Origin of the sequence: Pedobacter sp. MC2016-05 (assembly GCF_026239735.1) — a bacterium.
Taxonomy (GTDB): domain Bacteria; phylum Bacteroidota; class Bacteroidia; order Sphingobacteriales; family Sphingobacteriaceae; genus Pedobacter.
Genome location: NZ_JAPIVT010000018.1, coordinates 107,931 through 130,270, shown reverse-complemented (window position 1 = coordinate 130,270; position 22,340 = coordinate 107,931). Strand labels below are relative to the sequence as shown.

Annotated in this window: 15 protein-coding genes, 1 tRNA gene and 1 pseudogene; 6 read left to right on the top strand and 11 right to left on the bottom strand. The window is 39.2% G+C overall.

The window, feature by feature from the left end; translation table 11 throughout:
* Positions 1–59 precede the first annotated feature (59 nt).
* From OQZ33_RS19425 to OQZ33_RS19400, 6 genes are all read right to left on the bottom strand, one after another.
* Positions 60–144, bottom strand: a tRNA-Ser gene (locus OQZ33_RS19425).
* Between the two features lie 807 nt (positions 145–951).
* Entirely contained in the window at positions 952–2,313 is a 1,362-nt protein-coding gene (locus OQZ33_RS19420) for a DUF3526 domain-containing protein (protein WP_265800990.1), read from the bottom strand.
* A 4-nt stretch (positions 2,314–2,317) separates the two neighbouring features.
* Positions 2,318–3,763, bottom strand: coding sequence for an ABC transporter permease (locus tag OQZ33_RS19415; RefSeq protein ID WP_265800989.1), 1,446 nt, complete (start codon positions 3,761–3,763; stop codon positions 2,318–2,320).
* Positions 3,763–6,270 (bottom strand): TonB-dependent receptor, encoded by a 2,508-nt coding sequence (locus OQZ33_RS19410; protein ID WP_265800987.1) that lies wholly within the window; start codon positions 6,268–6,270, stop codon positions 3,763–3,765. The genes OQZ33_RS19415 and OQZ33_RS19410 overlap by 1 nt, the downstream gene beginning before the upstream one ends.
* A 9-nt stretch (positions 6,271–6,279) precedes the next feature.
* Positions 6,280–6,975 carry an ABC transporter ATP-binding protein gene (locus OQZ33_RS19405; protein WP_265800986.1) on the bottom strand — a complete coding sequence of 232 codons (696 nt, stop codon included), beginning with the start codon at positions 6,973–6,975 and terminating at the stop codon, positions 6,280–6,282.
* A gap of 84 nt (positions 6,976–7,059) precedes the next feature.
* Entirely contained in the window at positions 7,060–7,434 is a 375-nt protein-coding gene (locus tag OQZ33_RS19400) for a hypothetical protein (RefSeq protein ID WP_265800984.1), read from the bottom strand.
* Positions 7,435–7,864: 430 nt separating this feature from the next.
* On the opposite strand from OQZ33_RS19400, the gene OQZ33_RS19395 reads away from it, so the two are divergent.
* Positions 7,865–9,532, top strand: a complete 1,668-nt coding sequence (locus OQZ33_RS19395; RefSeq protein WP_265800983.1) for a DEAD/DEAH box helicase — start codon at positions 7,865–7,867, stop codon at positions 9,530–9,532.
* Positions 9,533–9,834: 302 nt separating this feature from the next.
* Here OQZ33_RS19395 and OQZ33_RS19390 read toward each other — a convergent pair whose 3' ends face one another.
* Positions 9,835–10,458, bottom strand: coding sequence for a S41 family peptidase (locus tag OQZ33_RS19390; protein ID WP_265800982.1), 624 nt, complete (start codon positions 10,456–10,458; stop codon positions 9,835–9,837).
* 56 nt (positions 10,459–10,514) lie between these two features.
* Between OQZ33_RS19390 and OQZ33_RS19385 the strand changes: the two are divergent.
* A pseudogene (locus tag OQZ33_RS19385) lies at positions 10,515–10,769 on the top strand (DUF4996 domain-containing protein); the annotation flags it as partial.
* 662 nt (positions 10,770–11,431) lie between these two features.
* On the opposite strand, the gene OQZ33_RS19380 reads toward OQZ33_RS19385, so the two are convergent.
* Both OQZ33_RS19380 and OQZ33_RS19375 read right to left on the bottom strand, forming a co-directional pair.
* Positions 11,432–12,106 (bottom strand): LytR/AlgR family response regulator transcription factor, encoded by a 675-nt coding sequence (locus tag OQZ33_RS19380; protein WP_265800981.1) that lies wholly within the window; start codon positions 12,104–12,106, stop codon positions 11,432–11,434.
* On the bottom strand, positions 12,103–13,161 hold the full coding sequence (locus OQZ33_RS19375) for a sensor histidine kinase (protein ID WP_265800980.1): 1,059 nt from the start codon (positions 13,159–13,161) through the stop codon (positions 12,103–12,105). The genes OQZ33_RS19380 and OQZ33_RS19375 overlap by 4 nt, the downstream gene beginning before the upstream one ends.
* 176 nt (positions 13,162–13,337) lie before the next feature.
* Between OQZ33_RS19375 and OQZ33_RS19370 the strand changes: the two genes are divergently transcribed.
* Together OQZ33_RS19370 and OQZ33_RS19365 are read left to right on the top strand one after the other, a co-directional pair.
* Positions 13,338–15,125 carry an erythromycin esterase family protein gene (locus OQZ33_RS19370; protein ID WP_265800978.1) on the top strand — a complete coding sequence of 596 codons (1,788 nt, stop codon included), beginning with the start codon at positions 13,338–13,340 and terminating at the stop codon, positions 15,123–15,125.
* 212 nt (positions 15,126–15,337) lie between these two features.
* The gene (locus tag OQZ33_RS19365; protein WP_265800977.1) at positions 15,338–15,919 is read left to right on the top strand and encodes a DUF5025 domain-containing protein; all 582 of its coding nucleotides are present in this window, start codon (positions 15,338–15,340) and stop codon (positions 15,917–15,919) included.
* 272 nt (positions 15,920–16,191) lie between these two features.
* Here OQZ33_RS19365 and OQZ33_RS19360 read toward each other — a convergent pair whose 3' ends face one another.
* Positions 16,192–17,145 carry a rhodanese-related sulfurtransferase gene (locus OQZ33_RS19360; RefSeq protein ID WP_265800976.1) on the bottom strand — a complete coding sequence of 318 codons (954 nt, stop codon included), beginning with the start codon at positions 17,143–17,145 and terminating at the stop codon, positions 16,192–16,194.
* A gap of 116 nt (positions 17,146–17,261) precedes the next feature.
* Positions 17,262–19,709: a DUF5686 and carboxypeptidase regulatory-like domain-containing protein gene (locus tag OQZ33_RS19355; RefSeq protein WP_265800974.1), complete on the bottom strand. Its 2,448-nt coding sequence runs from the start codon at positions 19,707–19,709 to the stop codon at positions 17,262–17,264.
* A 253-nt stretch (positions 19,710–19,962) separates the two neighbouring features.
* Here OQZ33_RS19355 and kbl point away from each other — a divergent pair, with 253 nt between their 5' ends.
* Positions 19,963–21,150 carry a glycine C-acetyltransferase gene (gene kbl / locus OQZ33_RS19350; protein WP_265800993.1) on the top strand — a complete coding sequence of 396 codons (1,188 nt, stop codon included), beginning with the start codon at positions 19,963–19,965 and terminating at the stop codon, positions 21,148–21,150.
* A gap of 149 nt (positions 21,151–21,299) precedes the next feature.
* The gene (pheS, locus tag OQZ33_RS19345; protein WP_265800972.1) at positions 21,300–22,340 is read left to right on the top strand and encodes a phenylalanine--tRNA ligase subunit alpha; all 1,041 of its coding nucleotides are present in this window, start codon (positions 21,300–21,302) and stop codon (positions 22,338–22,340) included.

Sequence of the window (22,340 nt, the reverse complement as noted above, 5' to 3'; positions counted from 1 at the left end):
CAAAAAAGCCCTTTATCATACGATAAACGGGCTTTTCTAATTTTTTGAACCTAAATCCGCGGAGAGCGAGGGATTCGAACCCCCGGACCTGTTACAGTCAACAGTTTTCAAGACTGCCGCATTCGACCACTCTGCCAGCTCTCCGCTGCAAAAGTACGAACTTGGCGCTAATCTGCAAATGAATTTCGCTTTAATATTATAGTTTAAATATTAGTGCTTGTTAATCATTTAGTTAGCAGAAATTATATTTTGCTTTAGCCTCAGAAATACCTTAACTCATGGCTCGTTCCCGCTCAACTGATAAGATTCCATTGCCTTCAACAATGAAACAAATCAATGACATTTTCATATTGATTTTAATTTACAATTAATCATATAGTTTTCCTGCCTTTTTAAATATGGGTATCTATAATCTTATGATTGGTGATATCACATTAAGAACGAAAATGTTTTTCCGGTTGATAGAAAGGTAATCTTAGATAATGACATACTCGATGTTACGCTTTCAGGTGAACTCTCGACGGTTGTACAAGATATAAAATGCAATCTGGCAAAAGCAAGGTGTGGATTGATTTAAGCTAGGAGAAATGCGACCTCGTCTGCAGCCATCTTTTTTCATGAAATCTTCAAGGATGTGAACCTACAGCTGAAAGAAAAATATACTGAATGGAATGGATACCTTTATTATGAGAGACATTTTCAATTCGTGCTAATAGTTATTCGAAGCTTATAGCTGAGAGTAATACATATGGATAATATCTATCGTAAAATAAACACGCGGGAACTATGACTTTCGATCATAGTCCCTTATCGCATTTATTGAATGATTCGCGTGTCAGCATTCGAAATACTTTTTGCATGCTCGGACTTATCTAATGGATATCAGTCATGACTTCGAACCTGATCATTATGGTTTTTAAAGCTTTGTTTACCATGGAATGCATATCCGAATTATTTAACAATTTGGATTTCCTTTAGATTTCTTAACGTTAATGTCAGAAACAGTATGGTGAGCAAACTCAATGATACCAATCTTGTCCAATCTTTAATGGTACCTGGCGCAAATGTTTCAAGTTTAGTGGAGCTTACCTTAGTTGTTTCGATACCATTCTCCAAAAAAATTGCAGGGTAAAACTGTAGTCTGGTTTTCTCGTGAAAAGATCGGTATGCTTCTTGAAAAGCGAGATGAGCATTCAAATCTGTTCCGGCAACCTCATTGATGCCCAGTTGAGTTTGAACGGTTGGTAACAAAAGTGCTGCAATTGACGTGAAATGCTGTCTTAACTTAAGCTTTTCGGCTACTGCTTTTCTGCTTTCAACCGCTTGGTCGTCGCCCATCTGTTGCATGCCATAATACCAAAACCAGCTAAACGTCTTATCAGCGGGAAATGGATACTGTTTCAATTGAGGGTAATGCTCAAAAAATGGTTTCATGGTTACTTCTTTTGGCATGTCCCATTTTTCATGGTAGCCCTCACGCTGATTGATCACATTTTGCAGCGCTTCGGGAACTGAATATTTCTGGCTAAGTACCAGATTCAAACTGGCAGGCAACACCACACACAATAATACCCACAGGGCAACCAAAACGGAAGCGTTGTAGCTGGAAAACTTGCTTAAACTAATCACAAAAAATGACACAGCAAGCCAAAAGGCAAGATACAGCCAGATGATAACTGTTACTGCAAGCAAATTTTGATCAGTTGGAAGATGAAGGTATAATACGGCGGCTATAAGCAATATGATAGAAGTTAGGTAAATTGCCAGAGTCCTGACCATAAATTTTTTCCAGATTAACTTGGAAAGTTGGTTAGTCTGGGATTTCAACAGTGGCCAGATTCCCAACTCCCGCTCTTCCGCAATTAAGTTGTACACTAAAGCAATAATCACCAATGGAAAAAGATAGATGAACACGAAACTCAGGTCCATATTGCCAAATAATAAACTCACAGGATTGCTGATTTCGGTATCATAAAGTTGGCCTTCCAGCGCCAGCATCGTGGCAGAAATGAGGTATGGATTTACATCTCGCTGGCCATTGGCAAATGCTGCCCATGGCTGAGGTACATTGGCCATTGAAAATTTATTGTGAAAAAAGAAAAGGCCAATGTCATTGCCAAAGTGTTCTACATTATTTCGAGTATTCTTCTGCTGCAGCAATGCGGCCTTTTCGATTGCCTGGTTTTGCTTATCGATAAAGGTTTTGCCAAAATACAAGCCAGCAAATCCGGTAACCAGCAACACCAATATGCCAACCCATGCTGAATTACTTCTGAAAAAAAGTTTGAATTCTAAATTATAGGTATTTTTCATTTTGCTAAACTGTTTTGATCCAACGAGGGGAATATTGAAGTAAAAGAATAACCATTGCTAGCCAAAGCCCTAGGGCAGCAAGTGCAACGCCTTCCTGACGCACTACTTTACCGTAAAACTTAAACTTATAATTAAAATCAGGCTGTTCTGCCCAGTTAGAGCGGCTGATGGAAAGCGGTTTGTCATGTTCACCTGGCTTCTCATTACTGATTTTATCAATTTGAAGCTTGTTCATTTTTTGCGCCAATCCATAGCGGTAAGCTTCGGCCTGATTCTGGAAATCTACGAAAGTCTCAAAATCTGAAGCAGTTAAAGCCATTGACACCTGTTTTAATGCCAGGTATGGATTGAGCAAGGCTACCATAGCGGTAATGCTGTTTTGCAGCTGAAATTTCTCGTTCAGTTTTTTTTGGTGAGCAGAGTAGATACCTGCCGTGATCCGTTCTCCTTCTGCCATGATGAAGCCGCCATAATTAAAAGGCAGTTTTTTTACATCATCTACGCGGTAAGCTTTGAGCAAAGAATCTTTTATTTTGGCATAGTGAGAGTCATTCGCATCATGACTATCACCTTGCTTTTGAACATCGGAGCCAATCTGGTCCAAAAATTCAAGCTTGGATGGAACCGGAAAAATCCTGTTCCCAACGGCCTGTGTAATCCTCGGAACGATGATGATCAGCACAATCCAGGCAGCAAGCAGCATAGTTAATACTGTTCTGGAGCTTTTGGAAAATGCAGAAACCAAAACGGTTATAGCCACTATGATGAAGAAATATGCGGAGTAGCAGATAATCAATATCAGTAGCCTAATGGCCGAATCGCCGCTTACTGCCCAATCGGCTAAAGATGCCCATAGCAATATGGTCAATAAAATCAGCGGAATAAATATGGAAAGTACTACAGCTAAAATTCCAAAAGTTTTACCCCATAAAAGTTTTTTCCAGCTTACCTTTTGGCACAGTAAAATCTTCAGCGTTCCTGATTCCCTTTCTGCAGAAATGCTATTGTATCCAAGAAAAATAATCAGCAGTGGAACAAGAAGCTGCAGCACCATAGCTACGCTTATTTCTCCAAATCGCAGCATACCGTTAGAAAAACCAGCTTCGCTAAAATTGACCGTATTTTGTTTGTGTGCCTCCAGGAAAATAGAAACACCGGCAAAACTTTCTATTCCAAAATCAAAAAAGCTCAGCTCATGCTTTTCCCTGAAAGCAAGATATCCGTAATGGGCCATCCGGTGTGGATGTTTGTCTGGCTTGGCAAGCCATTGCGCCCGAACAAGTTGTTTGTAGTGGAGGCGCTGGCTATTTTGCGATTTAAAATTCTGCCATCCTACATAGGTTGCCAGGCAGAGCGAAAGGCCGAGAAGAACCGCTAAGGCCAACGTTGCCCGATTGGCTATTATACTTTTGTAGGTTTGCCTGGATATGGTAAAAACAATATTTTTCATTAAATACGATAAGTTATATTAAACATCACATTTCTTGGCGTACCTGGAAAAAGACGCAGGTAATTTTGTGCACCCACCCAATAGGTTCTGTTCAGGAGGTTGTTGAGGTTCATAGAAAGTTGCACTTTGGATGTATTTGGTGAATAATAAACTGCAGCATCAACCACGGTATAAGCAGGCAGAGTAAAATCGCGGATGTAAAGAGGCAGTTTGTTGCCGCTATACTGTAGCCCTGCACCAAAACCCAGACCTTTAAGTTTTTCCTGGCGAAGATCATATCTTGTCCAAAGGCTTGCGCTGTGCCTTGGCGTATTCTGAACACGCTGACCGATGATCTGAGGATTAAAATCGTCTGTTACAATAGCGTTTACATAACTATAGCCAACATTAAACTGCCAGTTATCTTTGATGAAACCTGAAGATTCGATCTCAATACCGCGGCTTCGCTGTGCGCCCCTTTCGATAAGACGATTGACGTCCAAAGGATCATTGGCGTTCATAAGCAGGTTTTTCTGGTTGATTTCAAATGCAGCAATATTGATCATCAAATTTGCATTTAGCCACTCTGATTTGATCCCGAATTCACGAAGATCGCTTTCCAATGGTTTGAAATTTGAGCCGGAAGGCGGAGGAGTAATGACCAGAGAAGAGGTATTGCCCTGTGGTTGATAACCCTGCAAATAGGTTGCGTAAGCATTTATCTGTGGATTAATGCGGAAAGTTGCGCCCAGTCTGGGAAGCAGTTTCGCAAAGTTTATTTTCTGCTCGGTAGCAAGCTGATAATTGGCGTAATCTTCATACCATTCCTGCCTTAAACCTAAGGTGAGCGTAAACCGGCCTATGGTAGCCTGATCCTGAAGATAAATGGCATTTACCAGATAATATGCCGGTGCGATTTCTGTTTTGGTAAAGGTATAATCACTCAGGTTTTTAAGTGTGTAGGAGGGATTAAGCAGGTTGAAATGTTCTACGTTTGGCACAGGCGCATTTACACCATTTACAGTGCTAAACTGGTAAAGCTCTTTTTTTGCTGCATCATACCGGGGCGTTACCGTACCATCTTTCAAACGGTATCCCTGCGCGGTACTCGACCCACCACCACGAAGTTTTTGTGTGCTGATGCGATCATACCCGGTAACAATCTGATGCTTAATGCCGAAACTGTTGGCTGAAAGCGAGAAATATGGGCTTAAGTTTTCAGTACTAAACTTTTGTTGTCTCTGTACAGCAATCATTCCTGCCAGACTACGGATCGGCTGGCTATTTTCGTCGAGAGCAAAGGCATTGTTTGTGCGGTGCTCCACCAGATCTTCATTCCAGTCCTGTTTCATGTAAGCTAAATTGAAAGATAGGTTTTTACCCAGCTTATGAGAAAAGTTGGCCATCAGCATTACATCACGCGTGTTAAACTTATCATTGCTGGCACCCATATTAAAGCGGATGGGTGTGCTGTTCAGATCTGTCTGACCGGCTGTGGCACCGAAAATCGCTTGCCCGCGATCAAGCCTCGAATCACTATTGTTAACCACCACTTCAATACTTAAACTGGTTTTCTCATTTGGGATATAGGAGAACGAGGGTGCGATAATGTATCCTTTCCTGAACTGGAGATTGCGAAAGCTTTTGCTGTTTTCATAACCGACATTAAGTCTGTACAACAGGGTTTTTCCCTCATCCAGCGGGCCTGTAAAATCAAGGGCACCACGGAAGGTGCTAAAGCTACCTCCTGAAATGCTGATTTCCCGACGTTGTTGGGGCAAAGGCTTTTTGGTTACCAGATTAATACTTCCTCCAGGATCTACGCTTGAAAATGTAGCGCTTGCAGGTCCTTTTATGACCTCTATTCGTTCCAGATTACTCGTAAGGGGTTGGTTGAAATAGTTTTGGCGGGTACGCATTCCATTAATAATCACCCCTTCTTCATTCTGATTAATTCCTCGGATAGCAAATTGATTGTAAAAGCTGCTTTGTGATACACTCGTTACGCTTTTAATGGCTTCAGAGAGCACACCCGCCTGGCGATCGGCAATTAACTCTTTAGAAATTGAAGAGATAGCCTGTGGAATATCCTTGTTTAAACTCGCTGTTTTAGTGGCAGAAAATGAATAGTTACCATAGTATTTTTTACCGTTGGTACCCACTATTTCAACTGTTTGGAGCTCCTGGTTGGTGGCATCAAGCACTATTGGATTTTTGATTAAGCTATCAGCCGCTGCAGTTTTAATATTTGCCTGGTAGGGAGCAAAACCCAGTGCCGTTACACGGAGCTGATAAGTACGGTTGTTCTCCAAAACCACCGAAAACAGGCCAAGGGTATCGGTACTGGTAACTAACTGTTTATCGTTTTTGTTGAAAAGGAGCGTTGCACCCTTAATCGCTAGGCCCGTTCTGTCGGTCACCTTTCCGCTTAGTTTCGATTGCGCATTTGCCGAGGGTAAAATTGCCAGCAGCAGAAGTGAAATAAAAACGAATTGCAGAAAATAAGCTGGTTTATTTATGTGATACATCTTAAAACTTTAAATGGTTTGCAGATAGAGTTTTTGAAGGTCATTCGCAGATATTTCATTTGCTTTAAGGGTGTGAATCAATTCTCCCTGTTTCATAATCCCGATATGCGTCGCGATCTCCACTGCATTAAAAATATCATGAGTAGCCATCAGTATGGAGCGGCCTTCATTTGCCAGTTTTTTAATCAGCAAACTAAATTCGGCAGTTGCTTTAGGATCAAGGCCGCTTGTCGGTTCATCCATCAGAATAATTTTTGCATCTTTTGCTACAGCTATTGCAATTCCAACCTTTTGTCGCATTCCCTTGCTAAAACCGTTTAAACGCTTGTTGTGAGCAGCTTCTTGTAACCCGCTTTCACTTAGTAATGATTGCAGATGACTACGACTGTAGTTATAACCAGCAAGTTTTGAAAAATAATCAAGGTTTTCTACAGCACTCAAATTTCCATAAAGCATCACAACTTCCGGGATGTAGGCAAGATGTTGCCTTCTTAACTCATCACTAGAAGATACATACTCATTATTAATTAATATTTTGCCTTCAGATGGCTCTATAAATCCCAGAAATAGATTGATGGTGGTGGTTTTACCTGCCCCATTCTGACCAAGCAAGCAATATACCTCGCCTGCATTTACAGTAAGGTTTAGGTTTTTAAGGGCGTGATAGTCCCCATAGTTTTTAGATAGTGAAATAGCTTCAAGCATAAAAATAATTATTAACGCATACGCGAATGCCATGCATTTGTTAAATCGAAAAAGGATAAAATGAAATAATGTAGCTGTCTAAAGTTAGGCAACCAAAGCGGGCGGACCTTTATTGGCCGCAGAAAGAATATAATTAGCCGTATGGCCAAAGAGGTAGCCAAAAATATGACCGGGATATTTACCTGTTTTTGCTGCTAAAACCGGAAGATTAGGTGAATCAAAATCTTGAGACTGATTTTTGATCAGGTCGCAAAGTTTACAACTTGCTTTGGCTGTTGAATACTTGAACGACACCGAAGTTTCTTCTTTGTTGTGAACCCCTAGCTGAGGAACCTCCTGCTCATGGTGGTGTAAATTTTGCACTAATAGTGCACCCACAAACAATATAAGTAGCAGAAATGCCCTAACGGAGGACGGAAGAAACTGGTGATATGTGATGGATGAAATTGCCAATTGCATCAAATATACATTTAAAAAATTTCGATCGACTTAATTCGGTAAATTAAAATAACGGGTAGGTTACAATATTTGCAGAATTGATTTTACCGTAGGCATATTTATCTAAGCATTTGGGATACTTAAGTTAAAGTCTTGGTTTTGTGAGACGTTTTTCTCTTAGCTGCAATAATTTCATATAGTTTATAGCCAAAGGAACTGTACGTAGGTGCTGAGACACCTTTTTTCCATCCTGATAAACCAAATTATTTGGTTCATATCCAGGCTTTTATCGTAACCCAGCTTGAAAATATAACCTCTTCACATATACGCTAATATTAGTTGTATTTAGCTGGTGCCCGAAGAGCGTGGGGAAGCGGGTAATTGGACTGCAGCCTAGAAGCGTTTGTTTTAGGCTAGATTCAGGGCATACCCCGAAATATAACTTATGGTTATGGTAAAGGTTTTTTCCAAAAGCCTGTTAAAAAGCGGGCATAGCATCATTATTTACGAGATTAGGCTGTCGCTGATTTTATCGAACCAATGGTGTAATGCCTTAAAACTTTCAGCCAGTTTCTGTGGTTGTATCACCATGCAGATTTTATCATCCACGGCTGCGAATGGGTCAGCAAAAAAAATATATCCCTATCAGCAGTATGCGATAGACACTTTATTCGAAAAAATGCAGACCGGCACCGATCAGCTACGTTTGCTATTCCAGTTGCCTACGGGTGGAGGCAAAACGGTTATCTTTTCTGAAATTGCCGATCGTTTTATAAGGCAATATGGAAAAAAGGTCATTGTGCTCACGCACCGACAAGAACTATGCAAACAAACGTCGCTGGCGATGAAAAATGCTGGCGTTTTCAATAAAGTAGTAGACAGCAAAGTTAAGCGGATAGCCAAAAAAGATTATTATCACTGTTATGTAGCCATGGTCGAAACCCTTAAACACAGGATCGATGATGGTTTGATCGACACTAAAGGGGTGGGCCTTGTGATTGTAGATGAAGCTCATCACAATTCTTTTCATAAACTGCTCAATAAATTTCCGGGTGCCAGAGTAATCGGGGTAACTGCCACACCTTTTTCAGCAGATGTTTCGCGCCCGATGAAAAGCTTATACAGTGAGCTGGTGCTAGGGGAGCAGATCAATTCGCTTATCGAACAAGGCTTTTTGGCAAAGCCAAAGGGTTTTGCTTATGAGGTGGAACTAAACACGCTAAACAGGGGCATACATGGCGATTATACGGTGAGTAGCTCAGATGAGCTATATTCGTCTAAAATAATGCTCGATCTTTTGGTACACGCCTATAAGGAAAATGCATCTGGTAAAAAAACATTGATTTTCAATAACGGTATATTTACCTCCCGAAAGGTATTGGAAGTTTTTCAGCAGGCGGGTTATCCCATCCGCCATCTAGATAACAAAACCGAAAGTACAGAGCGGCTTGAAATATTAAAATGGTTTAAAAAAACAAAGGGAGCGATATTAACATCGGTATCCATATTAACTACTGGGTTTGATGAGCCGTCTGTGCAGTCAATTATCCTCAACCGTGCTACTACCTCTCTTACCCTTTATCACCAGATGATTGGGAGAGGAGCGAGACGTTTGCCCGGTAAAAAGACTTTTACTATAATAGACCTGGGCAATAATGCAGAAAGGTTTGGAGAATGGGATGCACCAGTTGATTGGCAAAATATATTTGAAAATCCCGAAATCTTTCACCAGATCTTGGCAAAGGCCAGCGATGATATCCACCAGATGCCTGCCGAAATGCGAAACAGGTTTGCCAACAGCACTGAGATATCTTTCGATGTGCTTGCCGTTTATCAAACAGCCATGGATAAAGGGGAAAAGGCAAAAACCGTGCTCCGGGATTCCATCAGGCAACATGCAATGATGTGCGCTGAAAATGCTGATACGGTGAGCCAAGCATTTCAGCTGGAACATGAACTTGATAAAGAAATCAACTGGAGGATAAAACAATACAGCAAATGCCTGGGTTCGGTAACCAAAAACTATATCAAGTGGTTGGGTAGCGACTATCGGAGCCGGTTGCACGGCCTTATTGAGAAAATCATGTCGAGGCGGGCGGCAATGCGTGCAGCAGTTTAATTTAAAGTCAAAGATAGTAAGTGGGACGATGTTTTTAAACTTAGAGTTTAAAGCTGATTAAAAGAAATTTGTACTTTTTGAAATGCTCTAAATTAATCAAAGCTATTTTTGCTCTTTTATTGTATGGGATGACTGAATTTATTGGTATCATTTTTTTTTATGCGACAAATTTTTTCAAGAAAGCGGATATGCGGATATAGTGCTTTTTTCCAAATCGTTGTAACTATCGGAATAATATTGATATAGCAATCGTTCAGACATTGAATCGAAGATAGTGTCCCTCTTATTTGTACGTAAGTATGCTACATTCGCGATCCATGGTGTATTAGCTCTTGAAATAATATGACTGGAAATTTTGGAATTAAATCTCTGCTTCCACCTGGATTAAAACGTAAATCGATGATGATTGCTTTTGTATCGCGAAAAGTGGTAAATATCGAATCAATATAATCTTTCAGCCCAATCACATTAGCAAAACTATACATTTCTGGTAAAGAAAATAGACCAATATTTCCTTTGAGTAAGGTAGCCATATGGCTAAACTCTCCCTTTGAAATTGCAGCAGCGTTCAAGGAGGATTTAAGTTCCAACTTAGAAAAATAGCCAAACTGTCTGTCTTGCAGCTGAATCGTAGTGGTAGAGTCTGTTTTACCATTGGTAAAAACAATTTGTAAATGCTCCGGTAACTTTAAATTATTTATAAAATAAAGCCTTCCCAGTTTTTGTATTTCTGAGAGACCGATATCAAACTTAGCTTCTTTTGGAGCTTTCTTTGATTTATAGACTAAAGAATGAATTGTTTTGTCAATAGGAATACCATTTATAGATTTTAGAAAAGGGAAATTGCGATTGTAATACTCATAGGATTTCGCATTTTCAACACTTTTAATTACAGTTGCTTTCTCGCCTAATGGCGCGAGAGACAACGGCAACTGCGATTGGCAATTATTAACGAATATAATTTAAAAATAAAGTTTTTGCATTTGAACTTAATTTCAGTGTTGATACATCCGGTTTACTAAAAGAACACAACAAAATAACAAATAATGGTTCTCGTATTTGGATGAATTCATTATGGCCATCGCTTAGTGGGGCTCATAATGATGATAAAGCTGTTGAAGAAAATAAACCAGATGAAATATGGGGCTGGCTAATAGCACATGGCGCAACTATTATACAAACTGATAGACCACAACAATTGCTGGAATATTTAAGATCAAAACATTTGCATCAATAATCCTAGAATAGTTTAATTAATTATATACGTGCTTCGAGACAGTGGGCACATTGCATCTAAGTCAGAAGAACAATCTGTAAAAAGACATTTTGTATATAACTAAAAATATAATCATTCTCTTAATAACTTAGTAGTGTAAATTGAAATTGCGCTACTAAGTATCAGGAAAGGTTTTCTATTCGATTAAAAAAATGGCTGGTCAGGTGTGCAGTCTGTGCTCCGAATGACGATTATTTCAATAAACAAGCATTCCAAAAATGGAGCCTAGAAGTCAGGAGCAGCACGTTTCAGATAATAAGTTTTTGATAAAAAGGTATTAAGTAAAATATTCGTTTTAGGAGATTTTACTTGTTTTTAAAATATCTGAGGAGATAAGTTCACAAAGTTAATACCGAGGGGACGCCTTATCTCAATGTAGCGAATTCCAAATTCAAAGCCCCAAACCACGCGTGAGTATAATCATATTAGGTTTCAATAGTAATTATCTTCAAACGATACTCAGCTTTGGATTGTCTTAAAGTATAATTAAATTTTTGATTTCTAACTTACTGGCAATGGTTAACACTTTCTTTGCCGTGGTTCATCTTTTTCGAACAGCATTAAATTCAGGGACGATTTTAGTCAAATAGCTATTCACCACAATAATGGGCAGCAGAACTAAGTTATAACTTTAACGAACTTTGGACGTCCTTTTTAAAGGATTTGCCTATTGGGGCAAGCGTGTTATTGGATAGTACAACCATTTCCTGAGTAATCCGGATGATTTTCACTCTGTTCACGATATAGGAGCGGTGAATTTGTATAAAAAGGCGAGGGTCAAGTCTTTCTAACATGGACTTTAAGGTGTGATAGATAACATATTCTCGTTCTGAGGTAGTGACTTTGATGTAATCTTTCATGCCTTCGATAGAAATGATGTCATTCTGCCTCAGATTTACAGTTCCCTTTTCATCTTTTATTGCGATGGTTTGATCACTTGTTGTCTTGTTCAACAGGCTTGTCTTTTCGATTGCCTTCTGAAAACGTTCAAAGGAGAAAGGTTTCAATAGATAATCAACAGCATTTAGTTCGAAACCTTCAAATGCATACTCCTTATATGCTGTGGTAAATATTGTAGCAGGAGGCTGCTTGACTGTGTTCAAAAAAGTGAGTCCGTTGACCAGAGGCATCTCAATATCCAGAAACAGCAGATCCGCGCTGCTCTTTTCCAAAAATTCAAATGCTTCCACCGAATTCCTGAATTTTGCTTTGAGAACCAGTTCGGGAACCTGTGAAATATAATGTTCCAATACCTGATGCGCAAAAGGCTCATCATCAAGAATAATGCACGTGATCATAAGTTGATTGTTAGTTTGGCGTTGTAGGATTGATCGCTTTCATTAAGCAAAAGTTCATGCCGTTCAGGATAATACAGTTCCAGTCGTTTCTTGATGTTCACCAGACCTATTCCACCAGGCAGAGTTTTTCTTGGGAAAGATGTTATGGCCACCTTGTCGTTTTTGATCTGGAATTCAAGTTTATTGTTTTTAACGGTTAATTCCGCCCGGACCGTGCTGTCGTTTTGGATTTTATGCCTGCCATGTTTGAAACTGTTTTCAATCAGTGGCAATATAAGCATAGCAGGGAGCTGAATCTCCTGAGGGATGCTATGTACAAAAAAAGATATTGAAGCCTCCGGATATTTTTTTTGCTCCAACTCGAAATAGCCCTCCATAAACCGTACTTCACCTTGAAGAGATACCATTTGACGATCACATTCATACAGGATATATTGCATCATATTGGAAAGTAACAAGATGAATCTGGGCGTCTCCTTCGATCCTGCAAGGCTCATTCCGTAAAGGCTGTTGAGGGTGTTGAATAAAAAGTGGGGCTGAAGCTGATTTTTTAGCAAGGTAAGTTGTAATTTTAGATGGTCACGCTCAATCTGGTGTCTTTCCTGCTGGTTTTGATAGGAGAAGCGCGCAAAGGCAATGCTCGAAAAGGCAATGAAATCCGTCATGATCATGTTCCAGTCCATAAAGAATCCTGCTGATTCCCGGTCAAAAAAAATGCCAGTGGGATGGTTTTGATTAAACTGAAAAAAAATCCAGGAAACGCCAATGTTATTATAAGTGGTGATAAAAATGAAAACGACCAGGGTCAGAAGGAAAAGTGCGATATAGCGTTTATTGTATAGCAGCTGTGGAACCGCCCAGCGGTAGTATGGAATCAGGTAAAGTGTAGACACAATTGCATAGAGACCTATTTCAGGAAATGGAAAAACTGCCTTTCCTACTGCCGGAAGTCTTGCATGATCAACAAGGTAGGAGTATTTATAGAGACCTACATAAAAAAGCCAGATGATGGCTTCGAATATACTTTGGAAGTTGAATACGCTCTTTTCTCTCACTATACAAAACTCGTCAAAAAATCCATTTCAATGGCAAGTTTTTCGACCAGCGTCATATTTTTCACGACGAATTTATCTACTTGCTTCACTGATCTGGTTCAGAAGAAGATTGGTCGAACATAATGTTCGAAGCGGATCCGCTTTGCCGTTCTTTGCGATACATTAAATATCTGGCTATGAAACCTAACTATATTTTATTCGCTCTTTTTATTTTCCTGGTTGTTAACAATGCTTTGTTTGCACAGGAGGTTGTCAACGGGGGATTTGAACTGTCCAATCAACGGGGGATGGCCAGAAACTGGATCACTGAAAATGCCGGGGGAAGTTTCCTGATCAGTTTAAGCAAAAATGAATTTCATTCAGGCAAACAATCGCTTGAAATCAATGGCGCATCGGGAAGTATAGAAGGAAGGCAAAATGGGATCGCAGCCAATGTTTACGGCTCGAGTTCAGCAACAAAGGTTGATCACGTTCAGCTTACCGGCTGGATCAAAATTATTGAAAAGCTGGACTCTTCGGTATCCCTGTTTATTCAGCAGGGGTCCAAGATCATTCGTTCCGGCACTGTATCACGGGTTAAAAATGGTTGGCATAAAGTGATACTAGATTATACTGTTCCCAGCGGAGAAAGATGGTACCGCTTTTATTACGGGATAGAGGTGGGCCCAGGAACAAGAGTATGGCTGGATGATATTGCGCTGATCGTAAATGGTCTGAAAATAGATGATCCCAGAAGCCTTTATCAGGAACCTACTCAAAAAAAGATTGACTGGCTTGGCCGTAGCGTCTCCGTACTCAAACAACTCGAGCTGGGAGAATCTTTCAAAGATCTATCTCCGCTAGGGGACGCGATAGGGGATGCCAGGGTCATCGGTATTGGTGAGCCAACACATGGCACCAGTGAAGTTGCAAAATTCAAGACCCGTATTTTGGATTATGTGATCAGGCAGAAAGGGATGAGGACAATCGCCCTGGAGGAATCCATAGCCACCTGCGATCAAATGAACCGCCTGCTGAATGCGGACACCCCGGCTTTGAAGGACAGTCTGTTGAGCATGCCGTTTTATAAGCTATGGAAAACCCAGGAAATGCTGGAGCTTTTCACCTGGATAAACCAGTACAACCGTTCGCAAGATCATAAAGTAAAGTTTATTGGATTCGATATGGAAGATTTGGGGCTGAGGAATTCACGCAGGATGTTAAGGGAGTTTGGGGAAAAATACAATCCGGGCATCCGCCAGCAGACACTCGTTATTGACGGGGATTTGGACAGTTTGATTAAACTCAGTAGGGTTAGTATGGATAGCGAACAAACGATAAGGGCTGCAATGCGAATTAAAAACGATTTATTACAGATGGACTCCCTGATTAATATGGAGAAAAACCGCATCGATCAGCAAACCGTATTTGAACTGAAAAGTTATGTACGGGTTTGCCGACAATGGATAGAGAATAGGTTTTTCAAAGGCAATCGGGACGAGTTTATGGCAGAGAATATCAATATCTTTCTTGATTCCCATCCAAAAGAAAAGGTTTTCCTCTGGGCGCATAACTTTCACGTGGCAAATGTGAATCTGAACGGGCAGAAAACAATGGGTGCTTTTCTCAAAGAAAAATACGAGGGTCAATATTTTTCACTGTCGATCACATCAGGAGGTGGAAAATATATGGCATCTTCCAACTATTCTCAAAAGAACTGGAAATCATATGAGATGGAACATCCTTATCGTGGAACTTATGAATATATTTTTTCCAAAATAAAGCCTGATAATTACTTTCTGAAATTTTCCGGGGAGAATAAAAAGGCAGCTCGATTATTGTTTGGTGTTCCCATGAAACAACTTGATATCGGTTATATTTACACCGGAGAAGACCATTATCAGTATCATGGAGTACTTACAAGCTCATTTGACGGTGTTGTTTTCATCAGACATTCTACTGCAAGCCATTCACTCATATTTTGACAGATAGGAGACCAAATTTGCGTATTCAAAAGATTACAGACGCATGTTCGAAATTATGCTCAATTACGATAAATAAAGCTGGAACGTGGTCGGGTGTATATTATTGTTTCTTGCGATTGCTTCAAAATAATATATCCTCTGTTCATTTGTCTAAGAAATGATAATAATAAATTATCGCATTAAAACAATTATGAATACTATATTTGATTTCTATGAAATCGAAGTTTATAATTTTCTTTCTTGCAATTTGTTTGTCTATGATAGCCTGTAAAAAAGAAAATACTGATGTACCCAAAGAAGATAGTTATAAGCAATATTTTCAAGCTAATATTGCTGGTAAACCCATAAATATTGCTGGTAATATCTCTACTCCTCGAAATATTTTTCATGGAAGTTGGACTATACTCGGAAACAGCGATGGAACAAATAATGAAATGTATACCGTCAATGTACAGGTTCCAAAAGATGTGCTAAATACCAAAATTGGTTCAAAATTACAGTTTCAAATCTTTGATATTAAGACCGGAGAGTATTTATTAAATAGTAAAATAGCATTTCAAAAAGATTTTTCTACGCATATTTATTTAGTTACTGAACTCGGAACGGCCGGTTCAAAAACCTATACGACAGATGAAAGTAAGAAGGCGTTTAAAATTTCAATCCTAAAATATCAAAAACCAAAAGACGGATCCGTTCCTTTTGTCGGAGGGAATTTAAATGGTGTATTATATAACACTAAAGACTTGCAAGACTCAATTGTAATAAAAGATGCTGCCTTCGAAGTAAGATTTTAGATTTAAAAAAAGTTTTGGAAAACAAACATCGATAAGTTGTCGCAAATTCAATCCGATATTTATATAGGCGCAATTTTGTCTTAGGGGCTGTATTATCAATCAATTTGCCGCAGAGATTGTCACGTTGAGCTCATCGAAAAGCTATTTCAGGAAATCTTAATACCTCCTTCGACAGGCTCAGAATGACATGTCTTACTTATGATAAAGCAAAAGAAAATGGAAATAAAGTTATGATCGATTGATAATCAATTGCAGAATAATGAACAGTTAAGCTATACAACTGATATTTCGGCTGCCTTTTTTGCAACGGGCTGTGGCACTTTTACATAGTACCCGGTTCCATCATACGGGCGTTTACGCGGATTTGTAGTACAAGCTGTTGAACAACACCCCTGCAATTCTTCGCCGCATTCATCGCACTGCGTAATGTGCTCATTACACTCTGGATTAGCACAGTTGATCATTTTAGGCGTGGTTTTTCCACAGTTATAACAAATCGAAACCACAGTTGGGTTAACTCGGTTCACATCAACCGCGATGCGGTTATCGAAAACGTAACATTTACCTTCAAAATCCTTTCCTCCAGCTTCTTTACCATACTTGATAATGCCACCATGCAATTGATAAACATCGTTAAAACCATGATGCAGCAATAGCGCAGAAGCTTTCTCGCACTTAATGCCGCCGGTGCAATAGGTTAAAATTTTTTTGTCTTTATACTGGGCTAACTGGTTAATCTGCTCCGGGAAATCTCTGAAATTTTCAATATCAAGGGTGATGGCATTTTTAAATTTTCCTAGATTGTGCTCATAATTTGAGCGAACATCTAGAATCACTACATCTTCATCATCTTTCATTTTCATGAATTCTGTAGGTTCCAAATGTTTTCCTGTTTTCTCATTTGGATTAATGATTGAAGTATCCCGTAACCCAGAATGAACAATCTCCGATTTATAACGGCAATGCATTTTCAGGAAAGAAGGTTCTTCCACTTCATCAATTTTAAATTCCGTTTTTGCAAAACGCTCATCAGCATGGATAGCTTTCATGTATGCCTCGCATGATTGGAGACTACCAGAAACAGTGCCATTCAAGCCCTCATCGGCCACTATAATACGGCCAACTAGATCCAGTGACTTACAAAACTTAAGGTGATCGGCGGCAAATTGTTCCGCCTCTGCTATGTAACTATAGCAGTAGTATAGTAGTGTTTGATATTTTTTCATAATGCTCTTGATACCGTTGCAAACGGCGTTTAAAGTGGGGCAAAGATAAGAAAAAAGACAATAGGTAAAAGGCTTAAGGTTTAGTGATTCCCTTCAAGCCTAAAACCCTCAACTTTTTAAAAACCGTATGCTATTCTAAATCCTTGCGTTAATTTTGTTGGTCCATCATAGGCAAAACCATAACTCACTCTAAGTACCAATCGTTGTATACCAAAGTAAAATTCCTTGTAATTTCGTTTTTCCGGTGATGATAAATATCCTCCACCAATAAATTCCTCAAGCTTCGCTTTGCGTAACAATGGCACCTTGTTTAAAAAAAAGCCCGCAAAATTATGCTCAACATGGGCTTCGAAATATTGTTGATTGGTGCTAAACTGATAGAAATCCAGGTACTGAAATTTTCTTAAATTCGGTGGGAAGATAGTAGAGATATTACCGGCAAAATGTTTGTACTCCGGATAGTAAACCTTGTCATTATTCAGAAATTTACCGGCGCCAACAAGAAAGGAAGTATAACCCCATAACCCTAAACCTATTCTATCTTGGGCTATTTCAACTTTAACAAAATCATAATCAATATCACTGCCTAAAACACCATTGAATCCTTTCTTATACAACGCGGTGATTTTAGGAAAATTAGATTCGGTATAAAACTTTCCGTCAGGGCGGGTAATGTATTTTTGCCCGATGGTGTAGGTTAAACTCGCTGTTGCGCTAAATGATTTATAGGTAGGAAAAAGCGGTGTTTCTGCATTTGGCGAAAATGGATTATTCGAGGTGAACTCCCTGTCTTTCGCATCAAAAAACCTAAAATCTGTGCTGTTTGTCAGGGTATTACTTTTACTGTAATCTGCACTTAAACTGGCCTGCAGACCGTTGAAAAGCTCTCTGGTGGTATATAGATTTACAAAGCTTTTTTCGTAAAATTTCGGGAAATTCTTTTCGTAAAGTAAGGAGTTGATGGTATTTCCCAAAGCAGTCATCGAGCCCAAGTTATTTAAATCGAAAATTCCGTTACCGAAAGAGCCACCAAAAGAGGCCCGTTTTAGTGGATCATAATAATAATTTCCGGTTAAGCTTCCGGTTAACTTTTTGTTGGAGAAACCGTATCTCAGCTCCGGTCTGACGGAATAGGAACGTCTGTTCTCGAAATCCTGGCGATAAGTTACTCCATATTTAATAGCAAATCCCTCCACGGTATTGTAAAAGATGGATTTCAAAACAGGATCAAAACTTAAGTACTGCTTATGATATCGATCATTTTTGCTATAGCCCCTTAACAATAATTTAGTGATCTTAAACTCATTGTTCTCTTTCTCCAACGAATCCAAATAAACTTTTGACTCTTTCCGCTTAGCAATACTGTCTTTTTTGATGTAGTTTACCTGTTCATCGGGGGTCAAGGGAATCGGACGATTATTGATCCAGTAAAGCGAATCTTTTTTATTTACCGCTTTAGTGATCTTTAATATCTCTCCATTGAAACGGTCTCTAGGAAACTTAGGGTCGAGATCATAATTGCTGTAAACGCCAACAAAATAGCCAGCAAGTTTAAATCCTAAAACGCTGCCCGCGAACTGAAAATTAATGTTCGTTGGCATGTAAGTATCTTTTACCTTCGTAAATTGCTGATTAATATTCAGCGTGTCAATAAAATTAATACCAGATTTCTTCGTCAGGTAAACATCGGTGTTGTAAATTCTCCAGCTTTCATCTAAAATATAAATATAACCTCTAAAAACAGGATCGTTTTCCCTTCTGGGAATCACTTGAATTTTATGAATTAATTCGCCGTTTTCTTTGGATTCGCCAACCAGTTTATAGTTGTAATAAAACAGGGCATTATCAGCAATAGGAGAAATAAAACCTCTAGAACTCAGCTTGTTTTCCAGTAGATAATTATCATAAAAATTGATGATTAAATCAGAGGCCTTATTAAAACTGAAAGCATTATTTCTACCGGCCACTTTCGAGGAAATCATTTCTTCATGAACATCATTGGGTCTGCGGAAACTAAATTTACTGTTTGATTCAGACAGGTAAAGAATCCCTTGTCGGTTCGAATCAAGTTCCATAACCTTTTGGATATCTCTGCCCATAAATTTCTTGGGTGCGCCTTTTAACCTTTGTACGCCCTTAATATAAACATTGCAGGTAAATGCCTTTACCTCTTCCAAATGCGTTTTTCGCTGTTTTATGGCTTTTCTGATAATCTCAAACGCAGGATCTTCGGCATTACCTTTAATGGTTACATTTTCCAGGGTATAACTCTCAGATGCCAGGATCACGTCATGGGTAATGGTTTCCGATAACTTTACTTTATAATCCTGTTGTTTATAACCAACTGCTCGGTAGCTTATGATATGATCACCTTTTTCTAATTTAATGGCATATTTCCCATCCACATTTGCCGATGTTCCGGTAGTGGTATTTTTAATGTAAACTGATGCAAAAGGAACTGGTTGTCCGCCTGTATCCTTAATTGTTCCGCTAACCGTATATTGTTGTGCTATTGCCAGCTGAGTTAAACTACAAAGAAGGATGAGTGCGCAGAGTCGGGTCATGTGTATTGATTAGTAAGCTATAAATATCGAATAAGTTTTAACACTATACACATAGTGGTATGTTAAAGTTTGTTAAGTTGAATAAAAATTAAGCTTTTAGCCGTTTTGATATCCTTTATAAGGATTCAAAAGTGCAGTTTGATAAAATATCAAACGTTTGCGCCTAAATAGTTACAAGCTATTGAGCTGGTTTTTAAGTTGCCAAGGAGTTTTTTTTATAACTTTGGAAAAAAGAAAAAATATTAAAAAAGCCATGTATAAAACACTTAAACCTGTTCTCCAAAAAGAACTTGAAGAAATAGAAAACGCTGGGTTGTTTAAACGCGAACGCATAATCATTACGCCACAAGGTGCTGATATTAAAGTAAGCGGCGGTGCAGAGGTGATCAATTTTTGTGCAAATAACTACCTGGGTCTTTCTTCGCATCCTAAAGTAATCGAGGCGGCAAAAAAAGCGATCGATGATCATGGCTATGGGATGTCTTCGGTTCGTTTTATCTGCGGAACACAGGATGTTCACAAGGAATTAGAAGCGAAAATATCTCAATTTTTAGGTACGGAAGATACCATTTTGTATGCTGCTGCCTTTGATGCCAATGGAGGCGTTTTTGAGCCTTTATTTAATGCTGAAGATGCCATTATTTCTGATGAATTAAACCATGCTTCTATTATTGATGGGGTTCGTTTGTGTAAAGCACAGCGCTTCCGTTATAAAAATGCGGATATGGAGGATTTAGAGAAGCAATTGATTGCTGCCAAAGATTGCAGACATAGAATCATCGTTACCGATGGTGCTTTTTCTATGGATGGATCAGTGGCGCCACTTGACAAAATTGCTGACCTGGCTGATAAATATGAAGCGCTCATCATGATTGATGAATCGCACTGCTCTGGATTTATTGGTAAAACGGGTAGGGGGACGCACGAGCATTTCAATGTAATGGATCGGATTGATATCATTACCGGTACCCTAGGAAAAGCATTGGGAGGCGCTTCTGGTGGTTTCACTTCTGGTAAAAAAGAAATTATCGATATGTTGCGTCAGCGTTCCCGTCCTTACTTATTTTCCAATACTCTAGCGCCTGCCATTGCAGGAGCATCAATAGCGGTATTAGATATGTTGAGCGAAACTACTTCGCTTAGAGATAAGCTGGAAAGCAACACTAAATATTTCCGTGCAAAAATGACTGAAGCTGGCTTTGATATCAAACCAGGTTTTCACCCAATTGTACCGGTAATGCTTTACGATGCTAAAATAGCACAGGAGTTTGCGGCAAAAATGTTGGATGAAGGCATTTATGTGATCGGATTTTTCTATCCTGTAGTTCCACAAGGCAAAGCCCGGATCCGTGTGCAGCTCTCAGCAGGTCATGAGCAACACCACCTGGATAAAGCCATTGCCGCTTTTACAAAAGTTGGTAAAGAATTGGGAGTGATTTAACTTCGATAAGTTTTATATGATTTAAGAAAGTCGCGTAATTGCGGCTTTTTTTGTTTTGAGTTCATTTTCTTTTATAATGATATTGTAAACTGATTATTTGAACCTGTTATCACTTAAAATTTTAGATTTTTTGCCGTATATTTGAAGCCATGTTGCAGGATAAAATCACACAATACTCGGAAAAGATAAATGCTTTCGTAACAGAAAAAGCTGACGAACTAGAGCAATTCCGTATCAAATATTTAGGCAGTAAAGGAATTATCAAAGAAATATTTGAAGAGTTCAAAACTGTCTCGACTGAAGAAAAAAGATCATTAGGCAAAGTTTTAAATGAGTTTAAACAACTTGCCGAATCTAAATATCAAATTTTAAAAGAATCCACAGACAGTAATAGCTCAAAAGTTGAAGATGTTAGTCTTGATTTGACCTTGCCAGGTGAAGGATTTGAAATCGGATCTCGTCACCCGTTGGCTTTGGTGCGTAGGGAGATTGTAGAAATTTTTGCTAAACTGGGTTTTACAGTTGCCGAGGGGCCGGAGATTGAAGATGACTGGCACAATTTCTCTGCCTTAAACTTCCCTGAAGAACACCCTGCAAGAGATATGCAGGATACTTTCTTCATTAAAAAGGGCGGCGAAAAAGGTGATATAGCGTTGCGTACACACACTTCATCTGTTCAGGTACGTATGATGGAACAAGGGCAACCGCCTTTCCGTGCCATTATGCCGGGGAGAGTTTACCGTAACGAAGCCATTTCTGCTAGAGCGCATTGCTTCTTTCACCAGATTGAAGGTTTGTATGTAGATGAAAATGTGTCATTTGCTGATTTAAAGCAAACGCTATTTTATTTTGTTCAGGAATTGTACGGGGAAGGTACTCAGGTGCGTTTCCGTCCGTCATATTTTCCATTTACCGAGCCATCTGCCGAGATGGATATCTCTTGTACCATTTGTAAGGGTGCAGGTTGTAACATGTGTAAGTACAGCGGTTGGGTAGAAATTTTAGGTTGTGGAATGGTAGATCCAAATGTATTGGAAAACTGTGGCATCGACTCGAAAAAATACAGTGGTTTTGCCTTTGGTATGGGGATAGAAAGAATTACCAATCTTAAGTATGTAATCAAAGATTTACGTCTTTTTTCAGAAAACGATATTCGCTTTCTAAACCAGTATAAATCTGCCCTGATTTAA

Excerpts from the sequence above, each read along its gene's own strand:
- OQZ33_RS19360 (WP_265800976.1), bottom strand. The coding sequence starts at position 17,145 with ATGAAAAAATATCAAACACTACTATACTACTGCTATAGTTACATAGCA.
- OQZ33_RS19420 (WP_265800990.1), bottom strand. The coding sequence starts at position 2,313 with ATGAAAAATACCTATAATTTAGAATTCAAACTTTTTTTCAGAAGTAAT.
- kbl (WP_265800993.1), top strand. The coding sequence starts at position 19,963 with ATGTATAAAACACTTAAACCTGTTCTCCAAAAAGAACTTGAAGAAATA.
- OQZ33_RS19415 (WP_265800989.1), bottom strand. The coding sequence starts at position 3,763 with ATGAAAAATATTGTTTTTACCATATCCAGGCAAACCTACAAAAGTATA.
- OQZ33_RS19370 (WP_265800978.1), top strand. The coding sequence starts at position 13,338 with ATGAAACCTAACTATATTTTATTCGCTCTTTTTATTTTCCTGGTTGTT.
- OQZ33_RS19400 (WP_265800984.1), bottom strand. The coding sequence starts at position 7,434 with ATGCAATTGGCAATTTCATCCATCACATATCACCAGTTTCTTCCGTCC.
- OQZ33_RS19395 (WP_265800983.1), top strand. The coding sequence starts at position 7,865 with ATGGTAAAGGTTTTTTCCAAAAGCCTGTTAAAAAGCGGGCATAGCATC.
- OQZ33_RS19365 (WP_265800977.1), top strand. The coding sequence starts at position 15,338 with ATGAAATCGAAGTTTATAATTTTCTTTCTTGCAATTTGTTTGTCTATG.
- OQZ33_RS19380 (WP_265800981.1), bottom strand. The coding sequence starts at position 12,106 with ATGATCACGTGCATTATTCTTGATGATGAGCCTTTTGCGCATCAGGTA.
- OQZ33_RS19355 (WP_265800974.1), bottom strand. The coding sequence starts at position 19,709 with ATGACCCGACTCTGCGCACTCATCCTTCTTTGTAGTTTAACTCAGCTG.
- OQZ33_RS19410 (WP_265800987.1), bottom strand. The coding sequence starts at position 6,270 with ATGTATCACATAAATAAACCAGCTTATTTTCTGCAATTCGTTTTTATT.
- OQZ33_RS19405 (WP_265800986.1), bottom strand. The coding sequence starts at position 6,975 with ATGCTTGAAGCTATTTCACTATCTAAAAACTATGGGGACTATCACGCC.
- pheS (WP_265800972.1), top strand. The coding sequence starts at position 21,300 with ATGTTGCAGGATAAAATCACACAATACTCGGAAAAGATAAATGCTTTC.